Genomic DNA, 25,636 nt, shown 5'->3' on the forward strand with positions numbered 1-25,636 from the left:
GCTGTTGCTTAATATTCAGCAAGTTCCCTCATTGCTGTTTCTACCTTTTCAGGGTTCATCATGAAGTATTTTTCCATTGTTGGCGCATAAGGCATCGCCGGCACGTCCGGCCCCGCAAGCCGTTTGATTGGCGCATCAAGCTCAAACAAACAGTGCTCCCCAATAATAGCTGCTACTTCGCTCATAATGCTTCCTTCTTTATTGTCTTCCGTAACGAGCAATACCTTCCCTGTTTTGGAAGCCGCCTCAATGATTGCTTCCTTATCCAGCGGATATACAGTACGCAAATCAAGGACATGTGCTGAGATACCGTCTTTTTCCAGTTTTTCGGCAGCTTGTAGTGCAAAATGTACACATAATCCATATGTAATAACAGTGATATCCTCGCCTTCACGCTTTACATCCGCTTTTCCGATCGGCAGTGTATATTCTTGCTCTGGCACTTCTCCTTTAATCAATCGGTATGCTCTTTTATGTTCAAAGAAAAGAACGGGATCCCCATCACGGATAGCAGATTTAAGGAGACCCTTTACATCGTATGGTGTAGAAGGCATAACAATTTTCAAACCAGGAACATTTGCAAATAAGGCCTCTACGGATTGAGAATGATAAAGGGCTCCATGCACGCCTCCGCCATAGGGAGCACGAATGGTGATGGGACATGTCCAGTCATTGTTGGACCGGTATCTGATTTTTGCTGCCTCCGAAACAATCTGGTTCACAGCAGGCATGATAAAATCAGCAAACTGCATTTCTGCAATCGGCCGCATTCCGTACATGGCAGCTCCTATTCCTACTCCTGCAATCGCGGATTCGGCAAGTGGCGCATCTATCACGCGATCCTCGCCAAATTCTTCAATTAGCCCGGCGGTGGCACGGAATACGCCTCCGCGCACACCAACATCTTCTCCAACAACAAATACTTTATTATCACGCTGCATCTCTTCGCGGATGGCCTGTGTTACGGCATCGATATAAGAAATAATCGGCATAACTTCTCCCCCCTACTCTGCAAAAACATGGCGCATGGCAGATTCAGGATCTGCATAAGGCGCTGCTTCTGCATAGTCAGTTGCTTCATCAATAATGGCTGCAATTTCTTCATGACACTGTTTTTCGTATTCATCGGAAAGAACGCCAGCTTCTTTTAAATATTTAGTGAAGGTAAAGATCGAATCCTTTGCCTTTGCTTCTTCCACTTCTTCTCTTGTGCGGTATGCCCGGTCATCATCATCACTGGAGTGAGGAGTCAGCCGGTAAGATACAGCTTCGATCAACGTTGGTCCCTCCCCGCGGCGGCCCCGGTCTGCAGCAGCCTTTACGGCTTCATACACGGCCAGGGGATCATTTCCATCCACAGTTACCCCAGGAATTCCATAACCGACGGCCCGGTCGGACACATTTTCGCAAGCAAGCTGTTTTTGAATTGGAACAGAAATCGCATACTTGTTGTTTTCGCACATAAAGATAACTGGAAGCTTATGTACACTCGCAAAGTTAATACCCTCGTGAAAGTCTCCCTGATTGGATGATCCCTCACCAAAGGTTGTAAAGGTGACAAGGTCTTTTCCTTCCAGTTTACCGCCAAGCGCCATTCCAACCGCATGAGGTACCTGAGTCGTTACCGGGGACGACCCTGTAACAATGTGGTACTTCTTTCCGCCAAAATGCCCGGGCATCTGCCGGCCGCCGCTGCTCGGATCTTCAGCTTTGGCAAAACCGGAAAGCATAAGGTCTCTGGCCGTCATGCCAAACCAAAGAACCACACCCATGTCGCGATAATAAGGAAGTACATAATCTTTTTCACGGTCAAGCGCCATTGCTGCTCCCACTTGGGCAGCTTCCTGACCCTGGCAGGAAATAACGAACGGAATTTTACCCGCTCGGTTGAGCAGCCACATGCGTTCGTCGATTTTTCTTGCCAAGAGCATCGTTTTATACATTTCAAGGACATTTTCGTCCGTTAATCCCAATCTTTCATGTCGGTTTTCACCCATGATAGCTTCCCTCCTGTTTTTAGAAATGAATTGCCTTTCCATCTACAGCCAACGCCGCTTCTCCAAGTACTTCGGACAGCGTAGGGTGAGGATGAACGGTTTGGGCAACCTCCCAAGGTGTGGCATCAAGCACCCTTGCAAGCCCCGCTTCTGAGATCATATCAGTGACATGAGGGCCGATCATATGGACGCCGAGCAAATCATCAGTCTTTTCATCCACAACCAGCTTGACAAAACCATCCGACTCACCGTAGACAAGCGCCTTACCGATGGCTTTGAACGGAAACTTCCCAATCTTGACACTGAATCCTTTTTCCCTGGCTTCTTTTTCAGTATATCCAACACTGGCCATTTCAGGATTAGAGTAGATGCATTTTGAAACCATGGAATAGTCCAGCTTGTGAGGCTTCTCATTGGCGAGATGCTCAACAGCAATCATTCCTTCGTGCGAAGCCACATGGGCCAGCTGGAGGCCGCCGATTACATCACCAATCGCATAAATATGGCTTTCTGCGGTTTGATAATATTCATTCGTTTCAATGAAGCCTTTTTCCACCTTGATGCTGGTGTTCTCAAGGCCAATTCCTTCCACATTGGCCTGCCGTCCGACAGAAACAAGAATTTTTTCGGCACTGAAGGTTTTCTGACCATTTTTATGTTCAGCTTCAATTTGCAGGCCGCCTTCTCTTTTCAGTGTTTCAGGCAGAACCTTGGCGCCCGTAACCAGTTCAATTCCTTTTTTCTTCAAAATGCGCGCAGCTTCTTTGGAAATTTCCTCGTCTTCAGTAGGAAGAATGCGGTCTGCGTACTCCACCACCGTAACCTCCACGCCAAAATCATTCAGCATTGAAGCCCATTCAATTCCTATGACGCCTCCCCCAATAATAAGGATGCTTGCTGGAAGCTTTTCCATATTAAGTGCATCATCCGAGGACATGACATGTGTTCCGTCAAGATCCAGACCCGGAAGGCTCCGCGGCCTAGATCCGGTCGCAATGATAACATTTTGCGGAATCAGCATCTCGTTTTCATCACCGTTGTTAAATTCAACCGAAACGGTTCCCGGCATCGGAGAAAAAATGGAAGGACCCAAAATGCGTCCTATGCCTTCATACACTTCAATTTTTCCTTTTTTCATCAGATGTTTCACACCGTTATGAAGCTGATCCACAATTTTTTGTTTACGCTCCTGAACTTTCATAAAATCCAGGGTAACACCTTCAATGGATACACCGTATTCTGCTGCTTTCTTTGAAGTAGAATACACTTCGGCACTTCTCAGCAGGGCTTTGCTTGGAATGCATCCTTTATGAAGACAGGTACCGCCAAGCAGCCCTTTTTCTACCACTGCTACTTTTTTCCCGAGCTGAGCGGCGCGAATGGCAGCCACATAGCCGCCTGTCCCGCCTCCAAGGATGACTAGATCAAAATCAGTTGCCATACAGTTCTCCTTTGTATCGTTAGTTTGGACTTAATACACCAGTTGTGCCGTATTCTTTGGCTTGTTCCTCGCGTCTCAGAACACGAAGTCCTCCTTCAGCGAGTGCCTGAAGTTCATTTTCTCCGGGCTGTACAATGACATCCGCTATCCATTCTACACGTTCAGTAATTTTTTTCACAAATTCTTTGCCGTAAGCAAGACCCCCGGTAATAATAATGGCGTCCACTTTCCCGCCAAGAACTGTGCTTTGAGCTCCTATTTCTTTCGCCACCTGGTAAGCCATTGCATCATAGATCAATTTGGCCTGTTCATTCCCGCCTGCAATCATTTCTTCTACTTTTACCGCATCATTGGTTCCCAGATAGCCGACCAGTCCGCCCTGTCCCACGAGTTTTTTCATTAGTTCATCTGCATAGTATTCCCCCGAGAAGCACAGCTCTACCAAATCCCCGATCGGAACCGTTCCTGCACGTTCCGGTGAAAAAGGACCTTCACCGTGAAGGCCGTTATTTACATCGATGACTTTGCCCCGCATATGGGCACCAACAGTAATGCCGCCACCCATATGCGTAACAATTAAATTCAGATCATGGTAGGAACGTCCAAGCTGTGCAGAAACTCTTCTGGCCACGGCTTTTTGGTTTAAAGCATGGAAAATACTTTTACGCTCAATATCCGGGATTCCCGAAATCCTTGCGACTGGCTGAAGCTCATCGACAACCACAGGGTCAACAATAAAGGCAGGGATATTTAGTCCTGAAGCGATCTCAAAGGCAAGAATGCCGCCCAGATTGGAGGCATGCTCGCCTGCGTATCCCTTCCTCAGATCCGCAAGCATAGCATCATTCACATGATAGGTGCCGCCTTCAATCGGCCGAAGCAGCCCGCCTCGCCCAACCACCGCATTCAGTCTGGAAATATTGATCCCTTCATGATCAAGAGTTTCCAGTATCGTTTGTTTACGAAAAGTATACTGGTCAATAATTTGTTCAAATGAAGCAAGACAATCGCTGTCATGGCGTATTGTTTTTTCAAATACGGCACGTTCATTGTCGAAAATCCCGATTTTGGTAGAGGTTGATCCCGGATTTATGACAAGCAGACGATGTTCTTTCAAAGGCACCATATAAACCTCCAATTCACAAACCGCGATTAACGAGTTCTGCTGGACAAAATATGACGTTCATTGAGAAGAAACTGGCTTCTTGAATTGCGCATTCTCTCAATGCGTTCTTCGGCCAGACGGTCCGCTGCCAGATAAGTCGGTATATGGTCGCGCTTTGAGATTTCGATAACTTTGGCAATGTTGTCATAGATGGTTTCCACTTTTTTCATTGCACGGTCCCGGTTGTAACCGTTCAACTCATCAGCTACGTTAATTACACCTCCGGCATTGATCACGTAATCGGGTGCATAGACAATCCCCATTTCATGGATCGCATCCCCGTGGCGTGTTTCACGCAGCTGATTGTTTGCCGCACCAGCAATCACCTTCGCTTTAAGTTGGCCGATGGTTTGATCATTGATAATGGCTCCAAGTGCACAAGGTGCAAAAATATCACATTCCACTCCGTAAATTTCGTCAGGATCAACGGCTTTTGCACCGAACTCACCCACAACACGGTCAACCGCTTCTTTATTAATATCTGTTACAATCAGATGAGCACCTTCTTCATGCAGGTGGCGGCAAAGGTTATAAGCAACGTGTCCCACACCCTGCACTGCAATGACTTTGCCTTCCAAAGAATCTGTTCCAAATGCTTCGTTCGCTGCAGCCTTCATTCCGCGGTATACGCCATAAGCGGTAACAGGTGAAGGGTTTCCAGAAGAGCCAAATGCCGGAGAAACGCCTGTTACAAAAGGGGTTTCCTGATAAATGATATCCATGTCCTCAACAGTTGTACCTACATCTTCTGCAGTAATGTAACGGCCATTCAATCCTTGGATATAGCGGCCAAATGCGCGGAACATTTCTTCGTTTTTATCTTTTTTTGGATCTCCGATGATAACCGTTTTTCCGCCACCCAAATTCAGGCCGGCTGCGGCATTCTTATAGGTCATTCCTCTTGCAAGACGAAGCGCATCTTCCAGTGCGTCCTCCTCTGATTTGTACGTCCACATTCTTGTTCCGCCAAGGGCCGGCCCAAGCGTTGTATCGTGAATCACGATAATCGCTTTTAATCCTGATTGTTTATCCTGGCAAATCACCATTTGCTCATAATCGTACGTTTCCATGTATTTAAAAATTTCCATTATAATTCCTCCTAGGTGTTTTTATGTTGTAATGTCTTCACCGCAAGCGCGATGGAGAATAATTTACTTTCTGCACTGTCAGCTCTTGAGGTTAGCACGATGGGTGCACGGGCGCCTGCAATGACTGCCCCCACTTTTGCCCCGGAAAAATAAATGAGCGATTTGTACAGGGCATTGCCCGTTTCAATGGCCGGGACAAGCAGGATATCCGCCTTGCCTGCCACTTCACCTGAAATACCCTTATGCTCTGCTGCTTCAGTTGATATGGCATTATCCAGCGCAAGCGGTCCTTCAACGATGCAGTGAGAAATTTGGCCCCGTTTGTTCATTACGGTCAACGCACTTGCATCAAGCGTTGCCTGCATGGAAGGATTTATCGTTTCAACCGCTGCGAGAACTGCTACTTTCGGCATTCTTACTCCAATTCCTTTGGCAATCAGAGCTGCATTTTCAATGATTTGTGCTTTTTGCTGCAAATCAGGATTGATGTTCATGCCTGAATCGGTCACAAAAACCAGACGGTCATAACCAGGAACCTCAAACGCGGCCACATGAGATAATATTTTACCCGTCCGAAGACCAGCCTCTTTATTCAGGACAGCTTTCAGCAAATCCGAAGTGGGGATCATCCCCTTCATCAGAATGTCTGCTTGTCCGCTGCTCACTCGTTTGACCGCTTCCAATGCTGCCTGACCAGAATTTGCTTCAATGATCTGCAGGTCCGATGCATCCCCGAGATTATACTGTTGCAGCAAAAAGTTTATTTTTTCAGCATTCCCAACGAGGATAAAGGATGCGATTCCCCGTTCGTAGGCCTGTTTGACGGATTTGATAACTTCTTCGTCTTCTGCAGCAGCAACAGCAACTGTTTTCTTATTTTCTGCAGTTATGGAGTTCAGCAGATGTTCTAGTTCCAATGTTCAGCCTCCTTTACGCCGCCCTGCTTTTATATTGCAAGAACCGTGCCAAAAAATAATTGTTGCTGTATATGGTTTGAGTTTCATTTATCCATGAATAGTATTGCACACTATGAATTTTTTTGCATGCAACAAACTTCAGTCTTCCGTTTGAATTCCATATTTCTCAAGTTTGTAATACAAATTTCGGAGCGATATACCAAGAACTTTTGCACACTTTGTTTTATTCCCATCAACTTCCGCCAGCGTGTCAGATAATATCCTTTTTTCCACTTTATCCATTTGCACGGATAGTGATTCGATGTCATTTAGCGAAATTATTCTTTTGTGTGAATCTTCTAGTTTGATTTGTACCGGCAGATCAATATGAACGCCGCTTATTTTTTGTTCATGCGGTTCCATATGAATCATGGCTCTTCCTAAAACATTCTCAAGTTCCCTCACGTTGCCGGGCCACTCATACTGTTTTAGTATTTCTTCTGCCTGCTTTGTTATTTCTTCAATATTTTTTCCATAATCCTGATTAAGCTTTTTGATCAGATGCTCTGCCAGCATCCGGATGTCCTGTTTGCGTGCTCTAAGTGGCGGAATATAAATCGGCATGCGATTCAGCCGGTAGTACAAATCCTCGCGAAAGGCACCATCCGCTATCTTTCTTTCAAGGTTAATGTTTGTCGCTGCAATAACCCTTACATTAATGGATATGGACTTGGTGCCGCCTACTCTCCGGATCTCTTTTTCCTGAAGAACCCGAAGCAGTTTCGCCTGCATGGCCGGTGCCAGCTCCCCGATTTCATCTAAAAAGATACTTCCTCCGTTCGCTTCTTCAAACAAGCCTCGTTTTCCACCGCGGACCGCTCCGGAAAACGCGCCTTCCTCATATCCAAACAGCTCGCTTTCAAGCAACGATTCAGAAATAGCAGCACAGTTGACTCTTATAAATTTGTTGTATTTTCTGTTGCTTCCGTTATGGATGGCATGAGCAAAAAGCTCTTTTCCCGTACCGGATTCTCCCCTGAGCAAAACAGTGGCAGGTGTGGAAGCAGCAAGTCTTGCCTGTTCCACCGCAAATGTCATTTCCTCGGATTCGCCTTTTATGTCTTCAAAAGTATATTTCGCTTCCAAAGTCCGGATAATCTGGCGGGCACGGCTTAATTCCTCCGTTAGAGATTTAATCTCCGAAACGTCGTGAATGACACCCACACTGCCTTTTAGCACACCGTCAACAATAATGGGTGCAACATTCACCACAACGTCCCTTTTTTGCGGCCCCACCTTCAAACGGGCGCCTCTCACCGGTTTCCGGGTTTTCAATACCTGCATATGTATGCTTTCCCCTTCAGATATATCTATGGTTGCAGGTTTTCCAATCACCTGATCGGATTTCAGGCCCGTGAGTTTTGTATACGCAGGGTTGATCATGATTCCCTTACCTTCTTCATCTACCACAGAAATGGCTTCTTCTGATGATTGAATAATCGCATGAAGCATGGATTGAATGCTTTTTAAATTGGTAACCTCCTCAGCCATGTTGATCATTTCCGTGATATCCTTAAACACGGCAAAAGCACCCATTTTATTTCCATATTCATCGATAATCGGAATGCGGGTGGTAATGATCTTGGTGCCGTTATCCAATATTTGTTCCTGATTGATTTCTTCCTTTCCCTCGATCATGACGCGCGGCAGCTGGCTCGAGGGAATGACATCCTTTACCGGTTTGCCTATTACTCCTTCTTGATCCTGCCCCGTCATTTTTGCGGCACTTTTATTAAAAAGTGTGACGTTAAACTTATCATTGATCGCAATCATTCCATCATGCGTCGAATCCAGAATGGTGTTGATTTTATGAAGTTTATTACGGTAAGAAGGAATGGATCCTTCGCCTCCGGACAAGGAGTGAAAAAACTTCCATGCGGTGGAGGATGTTACAACACTGACGTTCTTTTTAAAAATATTTTTTGTCTCGTGATGATCCAGCCGGCCGGAAAAATCAATCACCAGTTCAACATCCGAATCTGCTGCTTCGGAAAGCGTCTCTATGATTGGAATATCATACTGGTCTGCCAGGCTGCTCAATTCTTCTGTGGATCTTGCAACAATCGAACAAAGTTGCAGCACATGGGAAGATGCAAGTAACTGCACCAAGGATTCAAAATGCTCTCCTGCCCCATAAATGACAGCTTTTTGCATAGGTAACTCCTTCACTTTGCAATTATTTTCATACTTTCATCATACTGGTTTATGAAAAGGTTTGCAATATCTGTTTTTTCGTGTACAACCCTGCCAATCTAAAGTACAATGAGGATGGAAAAGGAGAGGACGTTATGCAGCGTTATATCGCTCTGTTGGTTATGGTCATTCCAGGAGTAGCCGGAGTGATTGGTGTAAAATTGATGAGAGATGTCCTGTTTGGCATTTTGCATCATGGATTTTTCGCCCTATGGTTTCAGTTTCTCGCCGGAATGGTTCTTTTTGCAGCTTGCCTTTCGTTCGTCGGAGGCTTCATTTTTTATCGGGACCGGAAGCGAAACAAGGTTCAAAGCCGTTTTCAACGCAAATAGTCCGCTGAAGATTATTCTTCAGCGGACTATTTAATATGGTCTGTATAATTATATTAGATAGGGAAGGAATACTGGATTAGGCTTACCTTTTGGATTATACGGTCATCCCTGATTTATGCTCGATTCTCAGCTTATCCGCAACCATCGCAATAAATTCAGAGTTGGTTGGTTTGGCTTTGGACATGGAAACGGTATAACCAAACAACGATGAAATGCTGTCAATGTTGCCCCGGCTCCAAGCGACTTCAATCGCATGCCGTATGGCTCGTTCCACCCGGCTGCTGGTGGTGTTGAATTTTTTGGCGATGTCAGGATAAAGAACTTTTGTAATGGATCCGAGCAGTTCAATGTCGTTGTAAACCATGGAAATCGCCTCGCGGAGATACATATAACCTTTAATATGTGCAGGCACGCCAATTTCGTGAATGATACTTGTAATGCTCGCATCGAGATTCCGTGGCGGCTTGGAAGAGTTAACCGATGCCGATGAACGGGCAGACGCTGGACGCTGGACAAACGAGTGATCGGATCCACAAATTTGGCGAATCTGGCTTGAAAGATTATCCATATCAAACGGTTTCAGAATGAAGTAGGATGCTCCCAGCTCCACTGCCTTTTTTGTCACATCTTCCTGGCCAAAAGCCGTCAGCATAATAACATTAGGCTGTGGGAGATGTTCACTTGAACGGATCCTCTCAAGAACGGCCAGACCATCAAGATGTGGCATGATGATGTCCAAAACGAGAACATCTGGCTGTTTATTTTCGAGAACATTTAAGCATTCCTGCCCATTATAGGCCACCCCAATAACTTCCATATCATCCTGGTTTGCTAAATACTCTTTAAGCAAACTGATTAGTTCGCGATTATCATCAGCCAAACAAACTTTTATTTTTTGCACGGATATTCCTCCCTATCCAACATTTTCTTCTTTTACACTATAATATTTCCACAAAAAACCTGTTTTCCCTTTATTTTTTCTCAAATTATTAATTTTGGTTAAAATAGCACATTTTCTCTTCATTTATCTCCGGTTTTCGACACCCTTTTGATTTTATAACCACGCTTGTCGAATTTTCTTTATACTCACTATTGTACAAAATATTCATAAAAAAGTCTATGTGCCTTCCGATAAAACGAACATAAAAAAGCAGAGGCGGATTAACTCGCCTTCTGCTTTTGTGTTCCATATATATCAATCCCGGCTTCATCAAGCATCCATTCAATGTGGACACCATATCCTGAAGTGGGATCATTGACAAATACATGAGTAACGGCTCCAATTAATTTGCCGTTTTGAATGATCGGGCTTCCGCTCATCCCCTGTACAATTCCGCCGGTTGCTTTAAGCAGCCTTGGATCTGTTATTTTAATGACCATTCCTTTTGTAGCTGGAAATTTCTGAGGAATTGAACTGACCACTTCTACCTGAAAGGCTTGAACTTTGGTGCCATTCACCACCGTAAGAATCTTAGCTGGACCTTCCTTTACCTCATCTGAAAGCGCGACAGGTAATGGTTTGTCCCAATGTCCATTTGATAACCCTTCACTAAGCCTTCCGAAGATCCCAAATGGACTGTTTCTGGAGATGCTTCCAATGCTTTCGTTTTCATCAGTGAACCGTGCGAGCTTTTCACCTGGATGTCCGTTGCTTCCCTTTTCAATGCTTGTTACTGTTGACCGGAGTATTTCTCCTTTATTGACGACAATCGGCTGCTTCGTATCCATATCTGAGATCACATGGCCGAGAGCTCCGTATTTTTGTGAATCCGGATGGAAAAATGTCAGAGTGCCCACGCCTGCTGCTGAATCTCTGATGTACAAGCCAATGCGATAGGATAAATCATGCTTATCCTGAAGAGGCTGCAGCTGTCTGTGATACGTTTTTTTGTTCCGTATCAGCGTTACATCCAGCTTGCTCCCTGTCTTCCCCGCTTGTTTTACGAAAGGAGCCACATCGCCCATCCTGGAAATACTTTTTCCGTTAATCTTGGTAATAATATCACCAACTTCAATGTTTGCGATTTCACCTGGTGATTTTTGTCCTTTTTTCGTGTTCACAAGATGATGGCCTACGACCAATACACCCAGCGTATTTAATTTAACCCCGATGGATTGCCCCCCGGGCACAACCCGCAGCTCCGGCAATGCGTTTACCCCAATTTTCTTTAACGGAAAGCCTCCTGCTTCAACTGTGACCACAGAATCACCATCCTCTACTGCATGAACAGAAAATGAGTGCTGGCCTTTTGATTTTCCGACCGAGAAAATCGCTTCGTTTTTATCGGATGAAACAACTTCAGTTCCAGCAGGGAGGTGAGGAACTGAACGTTCCTGACCGTTGAATACCTTTATGGTTGAAGGAAGAACAACATAGTCCTGAACCGGCTTTAAAAAACCGATTCCCACCAGGCATCCAAGGAGAATCACACCAAAAATCCGCCTTATTTTATCTTTAACCATCTTTCACTCTCCTCGCTCCTTACCCACACCTCCAACATGGCTGTACTACTAATTTTGCCTTAGAACTGTAAGATTATAACCGCATAAAAAGAAAAAGCTATCCTGAAATGGATAGCTTTACATACGTATAACAAAAGAGGGCTATGAGGTTTTTTTTATTTCATTTGCCAGGTCAAGAAGCTCCCTTGCATGCTGTTTCGTCAATTCGGTAATTTCCACACCTGATATCATCCGGCCAATTTCGTTGACCTTTTGGCTCGTTTCCAGTGACACAACATGAGTTGTGGTGCGCTTGTTGGTGGTTTCTTTTGATATATGCAGATGGGTATCCGCCATGGCAGCCACCTGCGGCAAATGCGTAATGCACAGGACCTGAGAACCCTCGGATACCCTGAAGATTTTTTCAGCAATTGCCTGTGCGACTCTTCCGCTGACACCGGTATCCACTTCGTCAAAAATAATAGCTGTAATGCCCTGATGCTCTGAAAAAATGGACTTTAATGCAAGAATGACCCGGGAAAGCTCCCCGCCCGATGCCACTTTGGCAAGCGGCTTTAATGGTTCACCAGGATTCGTTGAAATGAAAAACTCTGCATGGTCGCTTCCATACTTTCCAAAATCCTGTTCACGCACTGCATCTTCCTCGGCTAAAGAGGAAATCCTTATGTCAAACACCGTTTTTTCCATATAGAGTGCTTTAAGCTCCTGGTGAATATCTGCGATCAGGCTTTCTGCAAGTTTTCTTCGTTTTTTACTTAACTTCATTGCGTTTTTATAGAGCTGCTTTTCTTTTTTCTGCAGCTCTTGGCGAAGGCTTTCGATATTACCATCTTTGTTCTGGAGCATGTCCAGTTCTTTTTCAATTTTAGCGGCATAATCCAGGATCTCATTTACACTATTGCCGTATTTTCTTTTCAGCTTGCTGATCTCATTTAACCTTGTTTCAATAAAATCCAGCCTGGCCGGATCAAATTCCATCGTTTCAAAGTAATTGCGAATGGTAAAAGCTGCTTCTTCGAGCGCATAAAAGTGATTGGCGACATTTTCCTGAAGCTTGTTCAGTTCATCATCCAGATCGGCCACATTTTGCAAATGGCTTAATGCGACAGATACGTTCTCGATCCCTTTGTTTTCTCCGTACAGGGATTCATATGAATCCTGAAGACTGTTGAATAGCTTCTCGTAATTCCCGAGCTTCAGCTTCTCTTCCTGAAGCTCATCATCTTCATTCGCAACAAGTTCAGCACTATTGATCTCCTCCAGCTGGTATTGGATTAAATCCAGCCGCTGATTTATCTGCTGTTCATTTTCAGTCAAATTCCTCAACTGCTTATGAAGAGCCTTATAGTCTGTATAGACCGTCTGATACTGGGCGATCATTTGCTCCATTGCTTCGCCGCCAAAGCTGTCCAAAAGCGATAAATGCATCTCTGGCTGCATGAGGTATTGGGTTTCATGCTGTCCATGGATATCCACCAGCGATTGTCCAATATCTTTGAGCAGCGTAAGCGTGACAAGCTTGCCATTGATTCGGCACACACTTTTTCCCGACTCCATAATGTCTCTTTTTAAAACAACCATGCCGTCGGGAATGTCTATTCCCAACTCTTCCGCCTTCGCATAGACAGGATGCGGAGCATCGACCAAAAATAAACCTTCGATTTCCGCTTTGGCCGTGCCATAGCGCACGAATTCAGAAGACCCTCTTCCTCCTATAAGCAAACCGATAGCGTCAATAATAATGGATTTACCTGCACCTGTTTCACCCGTTAAAACCGTTAATCCTTTATTAAATGAAATGGTTAATGCCTCTATAATCGCAAAATTGCGGATGCTTAATTCTGCCAGCAATACTATCACACCTTACCTTATATGCTTTTTGCGCTCAACTGGCGCCGGGTCTCTACAGCATGTCCAAAAACCGTTGCGAAACATCTGGAGAAACATCCTTTGAACGGCAAATTACGAGGATTGTGTCATCTCCACAAATCGTTCCCATAATGTCCTCCCAGTCCAATTTGTCAATGAGCGCACCGATGGCATTTGCATTCCCGGGAAGCGTCTTCATAACAATCAGATGGTCAGCCTGATCAATGCTCACAAAGCTGTCGATTAACGTTCTTCTCAGCTTTTGAAGCGGATTGAACCTTTGGTCAGCCGGGAGGCTGTATTTATACCTTCCATCGGACAAAGGTACCTTTACGAGATGCAGTTCTTTGATATCACGGGAGACCGTTGCCTGCGTCACATTAAAATGAGCATTGCGAAGCTCCTCGACCAGGTCATCTTGTGTTTCAATTTCTTTATGTGTAATGATTTCCCTTATTTTAATATGACGTTGGCCTTTATTCACATCTTTCACCTCATTTACGAACAAATCTGCTCATATTCTTAAGTATCTGCTCTTATCTTATAATATTGTCACTGACTTGTACATTCTTTACAGCTTTCCTACCCTTTAACCGATATTTTAGAAAAAAAACCCGTATCACATGTTTGTAATACGGGTTGTGTGCATTATTTGCCGTCGTCTGCTTTTTTAAACTGTTGGTGTGCTTCTTCCACGACGCGTGAAATCTCTTTGGTTAAAGATGGTGCACCGTCCACTTCTTTTGCTTTAAGATGGACCAGAAATTCGATGTTTCCTTCGCCGCCAGTGATAGGGGAGTAGGAAAGATCGCTGACGCTATACCCTTCATTTTGAGAAAACTGGATAATCTCCTCGATAACACGCCGATGAACAGCAGGATCCCGGACAATACCCTTTTTCCCAACGTCCTCTCTGCCCGCTTCGAACTGCGGTTTAATCAGAGCGATGACGCTGCCGCCAGGCTTGATGATGGTTTTCAGGACGGGGAGAATCAACCGTAACGAAATGAAAGAAACATCAATGGTTGCAAAATCCGGAAGCCCCTGTTCCAGATCCTCAGGCTTTACATATCTAAAGTTCGTTCGTTCCATGACAGCTACCCGGTCGTCCTGGCGAATCTTCCAGGCGAGCTGGTTATAGCCTACATCCAGGGCATATACAAATTCAGCACCGTTTTGCAGGGCACAATCTGTAAATCCACCGGTTGAAGCACCAATATCGAGCACTGTAAGACCCTTCAAATCAAGATCAAAAACTTTAATGGCCTTCTCGAGCTTCAGTCCTCCTCTGCTGACATAGGGAATAACATTTCCCTTTACCGACAGAGGGGCATCCACATCGATCTTTACACCAGGTTTGTCTAATCGTTCACTGCCGGAATAAACCAATCCGGCCATGATAGAACGTTTCGCTTTTTCTCTTGTCTCGCTTAATCCACGCTCTACGAGCAAAACGTCGATTCGTTCCTTCTTCATGTATACAAACCCTTTTTCCTTTTAGTGGAAACCATTTTTTTAGTACGTTCAACTACAGCCTCAGTCGTCATTCCGATTTCTTCGAGAAGCTTTGTCACACTGCCGTGTTCAATAAAGCAATCTGGAATTCCCATTCTGTCCACGATGGTTGAATGGAATTGATGGTCGTTGGCATACTCCAGTACAGAGCTTCCAAAGCCTCCCTGCAGTACCGCTTCCTCAATTGTAAGAATCGGAAGACCTTCCTGCAGAATTTCTAACATCATCTCATGATCAAATGGTTTAATAAACCTTGCATTTACGACTCTCACTGAAATTCCTTGTTTAGCAAGAATCTCCCATGCTTCCATAGCCATAGGAATAGTTGTTCCAAAGGTTAGAATGACAGCATCACTGCCTTCTTTTAGCACTTCCCAGCTGCCAATCGGAATTTCTTCCAAATCAGGATCCATTTCGATGCCTATACCGTTTCCTCTCGGATAACGAATAGCGATTGGCCCATCATCGTATCTTACAGCAGTATTGACGAGGTGCTGAAGTTCATTCTCGTCTTTCCCCATCGCAATGACCATATTCGGCACATGGCGCATAAAGGCAATATCAAAGACACCCTGATGGGTTTCTCCATCGGCACCCACAAGCCCGGCGCGGTCAATTGTGAGAATAACATTCAAATTTTGTCTGGCTACGTCATGCACAAGCTGATCATAAGCCCGCTGAAGGAACGTGGAATAAATCGAAAGCACTGGCTTCATGTTTTGCGTGGCAAGCCCCGCTGCCATGGTCATGGCATGCTGTTCCGCAATTCCGACATCAAAGAGGCGGTCAGGGAATTTTTCTGCATATCCCTGCAGCTGTGAACCTAAAATCATGGCTGGTGTTATAACTACAATGCGCTCGTCGGTTTCAGAAAGCGTGCAAAGTGTATCGCTTACGAGCCTGCTGTAAGAAGGACCTGCTTGTTTTGCCTTAATTTTCTCGCCAGATTCAATCTTGTATGGCCCTACACCGTGCCAGTGGTCAATGATATCCTGTTCGGCCGGCTTGTAGCCTTTGCCCTTTTTGGTCAGAACATGAACAATCACAGGTCCCTCTGTCTTTTTAGCATAACGGAGGTTCTCCTCCAGATCTTCCAGATCATGCCCGTCTACTGGTCCAAGATAGGTGTAGCCAAGTTCTTCAAAAAACATGCCGGAAACGAGCATGTATTTCAAGCTGTCCTTCACACGTTCGGCCGTAGCTGCGAGCTTCCCGCCAAAGGCCGGAATTTTGCGGATCAGTGATTCGAGTTCATCCTTGGCCTTATTGTATTTCTTGGCGGTTCTCATACGGCCGAGCACACTGTGAAGCGCACCGACATTTGGCGCTATGGACATTTCATTGTCATTCAAAACCACGATCAGGTCTTTCTTTTCATGACCGATGTGATTCAAGGCTTCAAGGGCCATGCCTCCTGTTAACGCACCGTCCCCGATGATGGCAACGACCTTTTCATCGGTTCCTTTCAGGTCCCGCGCAACCGCCATGCCCATCGCAGCAGAAAGCGATGTGGAGCTATGGCCGGTTTCCCAGACATCATGCTCACTTTCAATGCGTTTCGGAAAACCGCAAAGCCCTTTATATTGGCGCAGCGTATCAAACTGACCGGTTCTTCCGGTCAGAATTTTGTGGATATACGCTTGATGGCCAACGTCCCAGATAAACTTGTCCTTTGGGCTGTCAAAAATTTTATGAAGAGCAAGAGTCAGCTCAACGACCCCCAGGTTTGCCCCGAGATGCCCGCCGGTTACGGATAATTTGCTGATTAAAAACTGGCGAATCTCAAGCGCAAGTTTTTTAAGCTGTTCTTGATCATAATTCTTTAAGAACTGAGGGTTTTGAATCTCTTCCAGTTTCATGGAAAATCCTCACTTTCCAATTTAGTTCCTTCTCTTTCCTCTCTTAGAAGAAGTACCAAATAATCTAATCTTTAATTTTTCCTCAAAAAAATATAATAAACGGCCCACTTGAAAAATAATGGCTGTCGCATGATGGATGGCATATGACTTGCCGAACGCCTTGCCTCCAACAGTTAAGGCCGCAATAATTCCTGTAAATAAAATGGAGATGGTACGTTCAAATAATGTTCCCTCCCCATGCCCAAGCGTCATTGTCAATTCAATGATTACGGCAGCAGATGCGGTGCCACTGATAATCCCCGAAATATCACCGATGACATCATTGCAAAAGTTGGAAACCCTGTCCGCATTCCGGGTGATTAGGATCGCGTGCCGGGAACCCGGAACTTTTTCTGAAGCCATGGCATGAAAAGGCACTTCGTTGGCTGCTGTGGAAGCTACTCCAATAATATCAAATAACACACCTATAAGAACAATAATTAACACAATCACCATACCCATGCCCCATGATACACCACTTAGCATCAAGGTGGAAGTCACTGAAAAAATTGCCGCTAACACGAGGGTGATAACGGCAATGCCTGTACTCCATTTTATCGATTTATGAAATGTATGCTTCATAAAAGACTCCCGGATAAAATGAATGCCTTACGCTTAACCAGGCGTAAGGCCTCATTTGAATTATGTATGAGGAGTGGTCATTCAAAAAGTAAACGCTGCGGCTTAGGTCCAGTAGGTTTTCCCAAGAGGAAACGAAATTGTCGCCAAATTCGCAGTTTCCCTTTACTTCCTCCTTAACGCAGTCGCCTGGCGTTAGACTGGATTGCCACTTAGTCCGCACTATAATCCTTTTTGAATGTCGATGGAACAGTCTAGGAGTTTTCCTCAACAGCCCTTCCCCATTTCCCTAGCCTCTTTTGCAGAGATGATTTCATATGGCATAAACAAAGTTCCGGCGGCCAACCTTCACCCGTTTCCATGTCCATAATCCCCTCAAACTCCACTCAAGGCAGGCTACGCTGCATGTTTCCGCTCAAAGGTTAAGCAGAACAAAAACAGGTTCAAACCCCATTTCACAGCAAGGTATTAACACACAAGCCGCAAAGATGGGGGCCTCCGCGGAAGCAGGGTCATCGCCCACATGCCATTGTGGATCGCCCTGCGACCTTAACTCCCAGCGTCAACCCAAGGCTGGGCGCCTCAAGCCGGCACCAGGAACTTCATCGATGTGCCCTTTGGCGGATTTTTAGGCCCGCCTTCAGGAATGGGAGACTGACTAGAATACTGCACCACTCCAAAATATTTCTTATCATACCATAAAATCGGACAGCCAACAATAAGCCCAAAACCTTAATGGTTTCTACTTACAATATAATCTGCTATGCCTTCAAGTATGACTGGTTCTACATTCGCTTTTCTTAGATTTTCTTTAGAGAGTGCAAGTTGGCTGGTAAGTTGTTCTTTAGCACCGTCGAGTGTGAGCAGCTTGGGGTACGTACTTTTCATATTGTGCTCGTCACTTCCAGCAGGTTTTCCCATCAGCTCTGAGTCCCCCATCACATCGAGGATATCGTCCTGAATCTGAAACGCTATACCAAGATGCCGGCTGAACGCCCTGAGATGTGACAAATCCTGTTCGGAGGCATTGGCCAAAATCGCGCCAAAGAGGACGGACACCTCTAGAAGACGACCCGTTTTTCTTTCATGTATGGACTGGAGCTCGCCGAGTGTAAGTTTCTTGTTTTCCGATTCCATGTCCACGGTCTGACCGGCCACCATTCCTTCAGCTCCGGCTGCTTCAGCCAATAAGGAAAGAAGGGCTACTTTTTGGCCGGAGCTATACGTGCTGCTTTGGGCAATTACCTGAAAGCTCATGGTCAAAAGTGCATCTCCTGCAAGAATGGCTGTCGCTTCTCCGAACATTTTATGATTTGTGGGTTTTCCCCTTCGAAAATCATCATCATCCATAGAAGGGAGATCATCATGAATTAAGGAATACGTATGAACCATTTCCAACGCACACGCCGCCTCCAACCCCACTTCAGCTCGCTGTCCGAAGGCTTCTAGCACGGAGAGTGTTAAAATCGGTCGAAGCCGCTTTCCTCCAGCTTCAAGCGAGTAAAGCATCGCTTCCTTCAGGTTGGCAGGAATGGCTTTATGCTTTAGATAAGAAGGAAGGTATTCATCAATCAAATGTTTTTTGTCTTTCAGGTAATCTTGTATCTTCATCTATTTTTCATCGTCCTGAACAAGAAAAGGCTCGGACTCCCCATTATCTTTCATGATTGTATCCATTTTCTTTTCAATGTTCTGCAATTTGGAATGGCAGACCTTCGATAAAGCCATCCCCTGTTGAAACAAATCGATGCTTTCTTCCAATGGAACGTCCCCTTCTTCCAGACGCTCGACAATTTGCTCCAGCTGTTCCATTGCTGCTTCAAACGTAATACTTTTTTGTTCAGCCATTGTTTTTCTCCTCCAATCCCCATACCTGGCAATCCAGTTTTCCATCCTGAAGCCTTACGGTCACTTTATCTCCAGGCTGGACTTGTCCCACATTTTTCACAAGTTGTTCTTCTTCTGTATAGACAAGACTGTAGCCCCGCTCCATAACAGCTAGCGGGCTAAGTGCGTTCAAACGCGACAGCTTCCCCTGGAAACCTGTCTGGCTGCTTTTTATTTGCTGCAGCATCGAGCGTGAAAGTGACCTTCCCAGCCTTGACTGCCTTTCTTTCCATTTCTGAATCTGATCCGCTGGTGAAAAATAAGAAAGCTGTTTTTGACGCTGATTGACTTTGTTCTTTTGCAGATCAATATTCCGGTGGACTTCCCGGGTCATCGCTTCCATTACCCGGTCCAGTTCAATCTCTTTTTGCTTAATCAGCTGATCCGGATAGCGGAAAGCATACGATTTCTGCAGCCGCGACAGCTGCTTGCGGTATTGGGCAATCTGATCACCCATCGCGCGCTTGAGCCTCGTCGTCCGCTGCCTGAGCCTGTCCTGGAGTTCATCCATATGGGGCACCGCTAATTCCGCCGCCGCAGTGGGTGTTGGAGCCCGCAAATCCGCGACAAAGTCGGCGATCGTAAAGTCGGTCTCATGGCCGACCGCCGAAATAACGGGAATCACTGACCGGTGAATTGCCCGGGCTACTACTTCCTCATTAAAGGCCCACAGCTCTTCGATTGAACCTCCCCCGCGCCCCACAATAAGTACATGCGCTGAGCCGGCATTCGCTTTTTCAATCGCTGCGGCGATAGAAGCAGCCGCACCTGCTCCCTGGACCAAAACGGGGTATACCGTCACCTTAGTGACGGGAAATCTCCTTTTAATGGTGGTGATAATGTCCCTTACCGCAGCACCGGTCGGCGAAGTAATAACACCTATTTCCGAAGGAAAAGAAGGAATTTCTTTTTTGATGGCATCATCAAACAGACCCTCTTCTTCCAGCTTCCTTTTCAGTTCTTCATAGGCAAGAAAAAGGTTCCCCACACCATCCTTCTTCATCGACCGGGCATATAGCTGATACTGTCCCTGGGGTTCATAAACTGAAATTTCCCCCTGAATCAAAACCTTCATCCCGTTTTCGGGCTGGAAAGAAAGAAAACGGTTATTGCCGGCAAACATGACCGCATTCACTCTGCTGTGTTCATCTTTCAGCGTAAAATACAAATGACCGCGGCTATGTCGTTTCACATTGGACAGTTCCCCGCGGACCCAGACATTATTGAGATTTTGGTCTTCTTCAAATACCCGCTTAATGTAACGGGTAACCGAACTTATCGTTACATAACGGTCATTTTGCACAGAAATGTCTCCTTATTTTGAAAAATGCTGTACGACTTTGACGAGCACGCCATTAACAAAACGCCCTGACTCTTCTCCACCGAAGACCTTTGCAAGTTCAATCGCTTCATTCATGGAGACATTAACCGGAATATCATCAAGAAACTGCATTTCGTAAACAGCGAGACGCAATACTGCTTTTTCCACATTAGCCAAGCGTGAGAAACTCCAGTTCTCAAGATGGCTGGAAATCAGTTCGTCGATTTCCTTTTTGTGTTCTATTGTCCCATAGACAAGATTGTGAAGGAATTCATCCTCTCGTTCTCCTTCTTCCAGAACATGCTTAATTGCCGCTTCCGGTTCAATATCACTCACTTCGATTTGAAATAAAGACTGAAATGCCTTTTCTCTTGCCAGTCTACGTTTCATCTTTTACGTCCTTTCTGCTTCGTACATTAATATAAATGAAATCATATCACATGTAGTAAAAGGTTAACAACGCAGGTTCCAGATTTACTGCACAATACAACTCATTTTTCTCAAAAAAATAAAGGGGATATAAGAATCCCCTTCCTCAATATGCTTCAGGTGCTTCCAGCGTCTTTTCCTTGGCTGTGTCAAATTGAACGCCAACAACAAAAATGTTTATTTCACTGGCTTCAAGGGCTGTCATATTCTTCAATCCCTGCCGGATATGATCCTGAATATTCTGAGCCACTTCCGGAATGGAAACCCCATAGTTCATGATTACATAAACACTGATGGCGATTCCTTCTTCACCAAGCTCCACTTTCACGCCCTTGCTGTGGGACTTCTTGCCGAAACGTTCCGCTACACCGGTTGCAAAGTTCCCTCTCATGGATGCAACACCTTCAACATCCGAGGCTGCAATGCTTGCAATCACTTCAATCACTTCAGGTGAAATTTCCACCCTTCCAAGCTCTGAATGATGTTCTTCCATTTCAAATGTAAGCTCACTCATTGATTACACCTCCATGCCTAATTGACCGACTTTGACGTCAAATCATGAATCTCTAAAAACTTTGTATTAAAGTCGCCGTTTACAAACGTCGCGTGGTTTAGTAGACGCAAGTGGAACGGAATCGTTGTATGCACGCCTTCAATGACAAATTCATTCAACGCCCTTTTCATGCGATCGATCGCTTCTTGTCTTGTGTTTCCGTAAGTGATCACTTTCGCAATCATGGAATCGTAATAAGGAGGTATGGTATACCCCGGGTAGGCGGCAGAATCAACCCGGACACCCAGACCGCCGGGAGGAAGATACATTTCGATTTTACCTGCAGATGGCATAAAGTTTTTATCCGGATTTTCCGCATTAATACGGCACTCAATCGACCATCCCTGAAACTCGATATCTTCCTGTGTAACACTTAAGTGTTCACCGGAAGCGACACGAATTTGCTGTTTGATGAGATCAATTCCTGTTACCATTTCTGTAACAGGATGTTCCACCTGGATCCTTGTATTCATTTCCATGAAATAAAAATCACCAGTATTATGATCAAAAATAAATTCTACGGTACCCGCACCTGAATAGTTAACAGCCTCTGCAGCTTTAACAGCGGCCGACCCCATCTCTTGGCGTTTTTCAGGAGAAATGGCCGGTGATGGTGTTTCCTCAAGAAGCTTTTGCAGTCTTCTCTGGATGCTGCAATCCCGTTCTCCAAGGTGGATCACGTTCCCATAGTTATCTGCCAGCACCTGGATCTCAACATGGCGGAAATCCTCGATGTATTTTTCAATATAAACTCCCGGATTTCCAAATGCGGTAGCCGCTTCCTGCTGGGTGATATTGATTCCCTTCACGAGTTCGGCTTCTGTTCTCGCAATACGGATTCCTTTCCCGCCTCCGCCTGCGGTTGCTTTTATAATTACAGGATACCCAATTTCTTCCGCAAGTTCAATGGCTTCATCATTTCCGGAGATGATACCTTCAGAACCCGGTACAATCGGCACACCTGCTTCTTTCATCGTCGCACGGGCAACATCTTTTATACCCATCTTATTAATGGCATCAGCGCTCGGTCCCACAAACTTCACATTGCACTCAGCGCATATTTCCGCGAAATCGGCGTTCTCTGCCAAAAATCCGTAGCCCGGATGAATCGCATCGCTTCCTGTCAGCATTGCTGCGCTCATTATGTTGGTAAAGTTCAGATAGCTGTCCTTGGATGACTTTGGACCAATGCAATACGCTTCATCGGCCAGGCGGACGTGAAGGGCATCTTTGTCCGCTTCCGAATAGACAGCAACCGTTTCGATATTCAATTCCTTACATGCTCTGATGATCCGGACAGCAATTTCTCCCCGGTTGGCAATTAGCAGCTTTTTAATCATAGGAGACACCTCTATTCCGCTTTAACTAAAAAGAGGGGCTGTCCATATTCAACGAGCTGCCCGTTTTCAACAAGGATTTCAACGATTTCCCCGTTTACTTCTGCTTCAATTTCATTAAACAGCTTCATCGCTTCAATGATGCAAACGATGGAGTCTTTGCTGACCTTATCTCCTGTTTTCACATAGACAGGGCTTTCCGGTGAAGGTGATGCATAAAAGGTACCTACCATTGGAGATTCGACTTTATGTAAATTTGCATCTTCCTGTTTCTTTTCCGTAGCTGGAGCCCCAGGCGCTTCTTGCGCGGCTGGCTGTGCCGGTACGGATGGCGCCGTTTGTACTGGAGGCGCAAAAGGAACTGCGGCAGGAGCTTGCGGTTCTGCAGCCTGCTGTATTTTCACTTCATTTTTCTTCAGGACAATTTTTTCTCCGTCATTTTCAAATTGAAATTCATCAATGCTGGATTTGTCAATTAGTTTAATTAATTCTCGGATTTCTTGTATCTTCAACACGCTACTTCCACTCCTTTGTTCATCTATAAACGGTGTTGTTAGCTTTGATTTAGTACCTTCTTTTGTTACCTGGTACTAGCAAAGCATATCATAATCGAGGATCAAATAATAGTTTTAATCGCTCTACAAGTACATACTACACGAAATCAAGCTGTTTTGTAAGCGTTTGCTCCTTGTTTTCTCTATTAACAGCTTGACCAACGTTGCCCCTTAACATACCCTGTATTAGAATGAAAAAAGAAAAGCCGGGGATCATTTCCCCGGCTCATTTTGATTTATTTTGAAACTCTACCGCTACCTGTTTGTTGCCCAGCTGTTCTTCTGCCTTCTTCATAATGGCTACTGCTTCTTTGGAAGATTTCTTGCCCTTGACTATGATTCTTACTTCATTATCCATCGTATTGACCAATGCATCGTCATATCCCATCGTCTTGATCAGCGTCTCCAGGGTGGATTCCTTCATTGTAAGAGACTGAAGCTCGGAAATCTTGGCAAGCGCTTCTGCCTGAACTTCTGCGGAGGCATTCGGTGAGGCAATGGCTGCCGTATACTGGCTGCTCAACTCATCACGGCTTTCATCCCTTTTCATGCGCAGCGCTGTAAACAAGTCATCATTGGCAGCCGAGGTGACCGCCGCATCGGAGTTTTTCTTCGATTTTGCTCCCTGCTCCTGCTTGGCCGTATTTTTCCCTTTTTCAAGGTAAGCCAGATCATCTCCTGATCCTGGGGCCGTAATATAATAGACGGACAATACAATGATCAAACTGAGCATGGTCAGCAGCCAGACGGTTTGTTTTTTTAATAGCATTCCTTATTCCCCCTCAAATTTTTTCGGTATGACCGAGACTTTGTCGCTTCCAATATCAAATACTTTGGTTACGGCATCAATGATCATTTCCTTTACGCGCAAATTTTCAGCGCCTTCAGCCGCAACGATAACTCCGCGAACCTTTGGTTTCTCTGTTGTAATCACAATGGGTTTTTCTTCATCCCCACTTTTTATGGTCACTACTTCTTCGTCGGTTTTATAATCGTTGATTGTGCGTTCTCCCCCATTTTTATCGGTTTCCTTTGTTGTCTGGTTCTGCCTCCTCTCATTCTTTTGAATTTCTTTGATTTCTGTTGTGTCAAGGGTCACCATGACCCTCACTTTTTGCACACCGGATATCTGTTCAAGAATGTCTTTCAGCTGTGTGGCATAGGTGTCTTCATAGTCCCTGAACTTTTTGGCCGAAGAAGTTCCCGATGATTTAAAGACTGTCTTTGATTCATCCGGTTTTGTTACGGACATGGCAGGAAGGTTGGCCTGATCCCCGGAGGATGGAGTAAAAAGCTTGCTGGCAATCATAATGGCGAATCCCAGGAGCAGCAGAATCCATATATAAGGAGAAGGCCCTTTATTGCTTTTTACTCCCGGGAGCACGTCCATCAATTTCTGAAGCCATCCTTTACTGCTGCCTCTTTTCTCCATGCTCTTCTCCTCCTTCCGTAAAGATCTCTACATTTTTTTCTTTCATCTGCCATTTTTTCGCCAGGAACGCTTGCACAGGCTTGGACTGAAATGGAGCCCGTTTTTCCTGGACTGGCTGTTCCGAATTAATTTCCACATTCTTTACGGCAGGAACAGTGATCTGTTTCTCATTTTCTGCTGCTGCCAGGGTAACCTGAACCGACTGGATGTCATCAGGATTGGATGTGCTTTCGGCAGTCTGTTTCGGGACCAGAACAAGATCTGAAATGGTTACTTCATAACGGGTCTTCAACTCCTCTTTCACCAGGTTCTCCATGTGGACACGCGTTTGTTCTAAAATATATGCAGACTGAGAGTCTTGTATTTCTTTTTTCTTTGTATCTATCGAATTTTTTATCTCGCTCTCTTTCACTCTTGAATCAATGCCAATCTTCTCGAACACCTTGTCGACGTTGGAGCCTGCGGCTTTCAGGAGAGGGTTCAGGATGGCAAGAATAAGAAGAAGGCCGACTACCATTTTGATATATTTTTGAAAGCCGTTATTCGGCAAAAGCAGATCGACGATGACAGAAAGCAGAATAATCAGCACGATATTCGAGATCCAGTCGGTCAAAAATTCCATACCCG

25 protein-coding genes are annotated in these 25,636 nt (G+C 45.2%); 1 reads left to right on the forward strand and 24 read right to left on the reverse strand.

Annotated features, from left to right (window positions below; translation table 11 throughout):
- Window positions 1-8: 8 nt before the first annotated feature.
- The 7 genes from BLT53_RS08985 to BLT53_RS09015 all read right to left on the reverse strand — a co-directional run bounded on the left by BLT53_RS08985 (window position 9) and on the right by BLT53_RS09015 (window position 8,801).
- A complete protein-coding gene (locus tag BLT53_RS08985; protein ID WP_090234250.1) occupies window positions 9-992 on the reverse strand; it encodes an alpha-ketoacid dehydrogenase subunit beta in 984 nt (327 codons plus the stop codon).
- Window positions 993-1,004: 12 nt separating this feature from the next.
- Window positions 1,005-1,997: a thiamine pyrophosphate-dependent dehydrogenase E1 component subunit alpha gene (locus BLT53_RS08990; protein WP_090234252.1), complete on the reverse strand. Its 993-nt coding sequence runs from the start codon at window positions 1,995-1,997 to the stop codon at window positions 1,005-1,007.
- 19 nt (window positions 1,998-2,016) lie between these two features.
- Window positions 2,017-3,438 (reverse strand): dihydrolipoyl dehydrogenase, encoded by a 1,422-nt coding sequence (lpdA, locus tag BLT53_RS08995; RefSeq protein ID WP_090234253.1) that lies wholly within the window; start codon window positions 3,436-3,438, stop codon window positions 2,017-2,019.
- 19 nt (window positions 3,439-3,457) lie between these two features.
- Window positions 3,458-4,564: a butyrate kinase gene (buk, locus tag BLT53_RS09000; RefSeq protein WP_170834288.1), complete on the reverse strand. Its 1,107-nt coding sequence runs from the start codon at window positions 4,562-4,564 to the stop codon at window positions 3,458-3,460.
- Window positions 4,565-4,590: 26 nt separating this feature from the next.
- The gene (gene bcd / locus BLT53_RS09005) at window positions 4,591-5,691 is read right to left on the reverse strand and encodes a branched-chain amino acid dehydrogenase (protein WP_090234255.1); all 1,101 of its coding nucleotides are present in this window, start codon (window positions 5,689-5,691) and stop codon (window positions 4,591-4,593) included.
- An 11-nt stretch (window positions 5,692-5,702) separates the two neighbouring features.
- A complete protein-coding gene (yqiS, locus tag BLT53_RS09010) occupies window positions 5,703-6,608 on the reverse strand; it encodes a phosphate butyryltransferase (RefSeq protein WP_090234257.1) in 906 nt (301 codons plus the stop codon).
- Between the two features lie 138 nt (window positions 6,609-6,746).
- A complete protein-coding gene (locus tag BLT53_RS09015) occupies window positions 6,747-8,801 on the reverse strand; it encodes a sigma-54 interaction domain-containing protein (protein WP_090234259.1) in 2,055 nt (684 codons plus the stop codon).
- Window positions 8,802-8,935: 134 nt separating this feature from the next.
- Between BLT53_RS09015 and BLT53_RS09020 the strand changes: the two genes are divergently transcribed.
- A complete protein-coding gene (locus BLT53_RS09020) occupies window positions 8,936-9,172 on the forward strand; it encodes a DUF2627 domain-containing protein (protein ID WP_090234261.1) in 237 nt (78 codons plus the stop codon).
- 94 nt (window positions 9,173-9,266) lie between these two features.
- Here BLT53_RS09020 and spo0A read toward each other — a convergent pair whose 3' ends face one another.
- From spo0A to spoIIIAF, 17 genes are all read right to left on the reverse strand, one after another.
- Window positions 9,267-10,073, reverse strand: coding sequence for a sporulation transcription factor Spo0A (spo0A, locus tag BLT53_RS09025; RefSeq protein ID WP_090234262.1), 807 nt, complete (start codon window positions 10,071-10,073; stop codon window positions 9,267-9,269).
- A 260-nt stretch (window positions 10,074-10,333) separates the two neighbouring features.
- Window positions 10,334-11,635: a SpoIVB peptidase gene (spoIVB, locus tag BLT53_RS09030; RefSeq protein ID WP_090234264.1), complete on the reverse strand. Its 1,302-nt coding sequence runs from the start codon at window positions 11,633-11,635 to the stop codon at window positions 10,334-10,336.
- Between the two features lie 141 nt (window positions 11,636-11,776).
- Window positions 11,777-13,486, reverse strand: coding sequence for a DNA repair protein RecN (gene recN, locus BLT53_RS09035; protein ID WP_090234265.1), 1,710 nt, complete (start codon window positions 13,484-13,486; stop codon window positions 11,777-11,779).
- 52 nt (window positions 13,487-13,538) lie between these two features.
- Window positions 13,539-13,988 carry a transcriptional regulator AhrC/ArgR gene (gene ahrC / locus BLT53_RS09040; RefSeq protein ID WP_090234267.1) on the reverse strand — a complete coding sequence of 150 codons (450 nt, stop codon included), beginning with the start codon at window positions 13,986-13,988 and terminating at the stop codon, window positions 13,539-13,541.
- Window positions 13,989-14,152: 164 nt separating this feature from the next.
- Complete coding sequence (locus BLT53_RS09045) at window positions 14,153-14,980, reverse strand: TlyA family RNA methyltransferase (RefSeq protein WP_090234269.1); 828 nt, start codon at window positions 14,978-14,980, stop codon at window positions 14,153-14,155.
- The gene (dxs, locus tag BLT53_RS09050; protein ID WP_090234270.1) at window positions 14,977-16,878 is read right to left on the reverse strand and encodes a 1-deoxy-D-xylulose-5-phosphate synthase; all 1,902 of its coding nucleotides are present in this window, start codon (window positions 16,876-16,878) and stop codon (window positions 14,977-14,979) included. The genes BLT53_RS09045 and dxs overlap by 4 nt, the downstream gene beginning before the upstream one ends.
- A 21-nt stretch (window positions 16,879-16,899) precedes the next feature.
- Window positions 16,900-17,499: a hypothetical protein gene (locus tag BLT53_RS09055; protein ID WP_090234271.1), complete on the reverse strand. Its 600-nt coding sequence runs from the start codon at window positions 17,497-17,499 to the stop codon at window positions 16,900-16,902.
- Window positions 17,500-18,228: 729 nt separating this feature from the next.
- A complete protein-coding gene (locus BLT53_RS09060; RefSeq protein WP_090234273.1) occupies window positions 18,229-19,107 on the reverse strand; it encodes a polyprenyl synthetase family protein in 879 nt (292 codons plus the stop codon).
- Window positions 19,108-19,344: an exodeoxyribonuclease VII small subunit gene (locus BLT53_RS09065; protein ID WP_090234274.1), complete on the reverse strand. Its 237-nt coding sequence runs from the start codon at window positions 19,342-19,344 to the stop codon at window positions 19,108-19,110.
- Window positions 19,337-20,686: an exodeoxyribonuclease VII large subunit gene (gene xseA / locus BLT53_RS09070; protein WP_090234276.1), complete on the reverse strand. Its 1,350-nt coding sequence runs from the start codon at window positions 20,684-20,686 to the stop codon at window positions 19,337-19,339. The genes BLT53_RS09065 and xseA overlap by 8 nt, the downstream gene beginning before the upstream one ends.
- 12 nt (window positions 20,687-20,698) lie before the next feature.
- Window positions 20,699-21,094: a transcription antitermination factor NusB gene (gene nusB / locus BLT53_RS09075; RefSeq protein ID WP_090234278.1), complete on the reverse strand. Its 396-nt coding sequence runs from the start codon at window positions 21,092-21,094 to the stop codon at window positions 20,699-20,701.
- Between the two features lie 145 nt (window positions 21,095-21,239).
- On the reverse strand, window positions 21,240-21,647 hold the full coding sequence (locus tag BLT53_RS09080; RefSeq protein ID WP_061970948.1) for an Asp23/Gls24 family envelope stress response protein: 408 nt from the start codon (window positions 21,645-21,647) through the stop codon (window positions 21,240-21,242).
- Window positions 21,648-21,664: 17 nt separating this feature from the next.
- The gene (gene accC, locus BLT53_RS09085; RefSeq protein ID WP_090234279.1) at window positions 21,665-23,026 is read right to left on the reverse strand and encodes an acetyl-CoA carboxylase biotin carboxylase subunit; all 1,362 of its coding nucleotides are present in this window, start codon (window positions 23,024-23,026) and stop codon (window positions 21,665-21,667) included.
- 11 nt (window positions 23,027-23,037) lie between these two features.
- Window positions 23,038-23,538, reverse strand: a complete 501-nt coding sequence (gene accB, locus BLT53_RS09090) for an acetyl-CoA carboxylase biotin carboxyl carrier protein (protein WP_090234281.1) — start codon at window positions 23,536-23,538, stop codon at window positions 23,038-23,040.
- A 265-nt stretch (window positions 23,539-23,803) separates the two neighbouring features.
- The gene (locus BLT53_RS09095) at window positions 23,804-24,346 is read right to left on the reverse strand and encodes a SpoIIIAH-like family protein (RefSeq protein WP_090234282.1); all 543 of its coding nucleotides are present in this window, start codon (window positions 24,344-24,346) and stop codon (window positions 23,804-23,806) included.
- Window positions 24,347-24,349: 3 nt separating this feature from the next.
- Window positions 24,350-25,009, reverse strand: a complete 660-nt coding sequence (gene spoIIIAG, locus BLT53_RS09100; RefSeq protein WP_090234284.1) for a stage III sporulation protein AG — start codon at window positions 25,007-25,009, stop codon at window positions 24,350-24,352.
- Complete coding sequence (spoIIIAF, locus tag BLT53_RS09105) at window positions 24,987-25,631, reverse strand: stage III sporulation protein AF (protein WP_090234286.1); 645 nt, start codon at window positions 25,629-25,631, stop codon at window positions 24,987-24,989. The genes spoIIIAG and spoIIIAF overlap by 23 nt, the downstream gene beginning before the upstream one ends.
- Window positions 25,632-25,636: the final 5 nt, after the last annotated feature.

The sequence above is a fragment of the Fictibacillus solisalsi genome, assembly GCF_900103485.1.
In the GTDB taxonomy this organism is placed as follows: Bacteria; Bacillota; Bacilli; order Bacillales; family Fictibacillaceae; genus Fictibacillus_C; species Fictibacillus_C solisalsi.

Bases quoted from the DNA above. Each gene is read 5' to 3' on its own strand.
- BLT53_RS08985 (WP_090234250.1), bottom strand. From the start codon at position 992: ATGCCGATTATTTCTTATATCGATGCCGTAACACAGGCCATCCGCGAA.
- BLT53_RS08990 (WP_090234252.1), bottom strand. From the start codon at position 1,997: ATGGGTGAAAACCGACATGAAAGATTGGGATTAACGGACGAAAATGTC.
- lpdA (WP_090234253.1), bottom strand. From the start codon at position 3,438: ATGGCAACTGATTTTGATCTAGTCATCCTTGGAGGCGGGACAGGCGGC.
- buk (WP_170834288.1), bottom strand. From the start codon at position 4,564: ATGGTGCCTTTGAAAGAACATCGTCTGCTTGTCATAAATCCGGGATCA.
- bcd (WP_090234255.1), bottom strand. From the start codon at position 5,691: ATGGAAATTTTTAAATACATGGAAACGTACGATTATGAGCAAATGGTG.
- BLT53_RS09015 (WP_090234259.1), bottom strand. From the start codon at position 8,801: ATGCAAAAAGCTGTCATTTATGGGGCAGGAGAGCATTTTGAATCCTTG.
- BLT53_RS09020 (WP_090234261.1), top strand. From the start codon at position 8,936: ATGCAGCGTTATATCGCTCTGTTGGTTATGGTCATTCCAGGAGTAGCC.
- spoIVB (WP_090234264.1), bottom strand. From the start codon at position 11,635: ATGGTTAAAGATAAAATAAGGCGGATTTTTGGTGTGATTCTCCTTGGA.
- BLT53_RS09045 (WP_090234269.1), bottom strand. From the start codon at position 14,980: ATGAAGAAGGAACGAATCGACGTTTTGCTCGTAGAGCGTGGATTAAGC.
- dxs (WP_090234270.1), bottom strand. From the start codon at position 16,878: ATGAAACTGGAAGAGATTCAAAACCCTCAGTTCTTAAAGAATTATGAT.
- BLT53_RS09055 (WP_090234271.1), bottom strand. From the start codon at position 17,499: ATGAAGCATACATTTCATAAATCGATAAAATGGAGTACAGGCATTGCC.
- BLT53_RS09060 (WP_090234273.1), bottom strand. From the start codon at position 19,107: ATGAAGATACAAGATTACCTGAAAGACAAAAAACATTTGATTGATGAA.
- BLT53_RS09065 (WP_090234274.1), bottom strand. From the start codon at position 19,344: ATGGCTGAACAAAAAAGTATTACGTTTGAAGCAGCAATGGAACAGCTG.
- nusB (WP_090234278.1), bottom strand. From the start codon at position 21,094: ATGAAACGTAGACTGGCAAGAGAAAAGGCATTTCAGTCTTTATTTCAA.
- BLT53_RS09080 (WP_061970948.1), bottom strand. From the start codon at position 21,647: ATGAGTGAGCTTACATTTGAAATGGAAGAACATCATTCAGAGCTTGGA.
- accC (WP_090234279.1), bottom strand. From the start codon at position 23,026: ATGATTAAAAAGCTGCTAATTGCCAACCGGGGAGAAATTGCTGTCCGG.
- BLT53_RS09095 (WP_090234282.1), bottom strand. From the start codon at position 24,346: ATGCTATTAAAAAAACAAACCGTCTGGCTGCTGACCATGCTCAGTTTG.
- spoIIIAG (WP_090234284.1), bottom strand. From the start codon at position 25,009: ATGGAGAAAAGAGGCAGCAGTAAAGGATGGCTTCAGAAATTGATGGAC.
- spoIIIAF (WP_090234286.1), bottom strand. From the start codon at position 25,631: ATGGAATTTTTGACCGACTGGATCTCGAATATCGTGCTGATTATTCTG.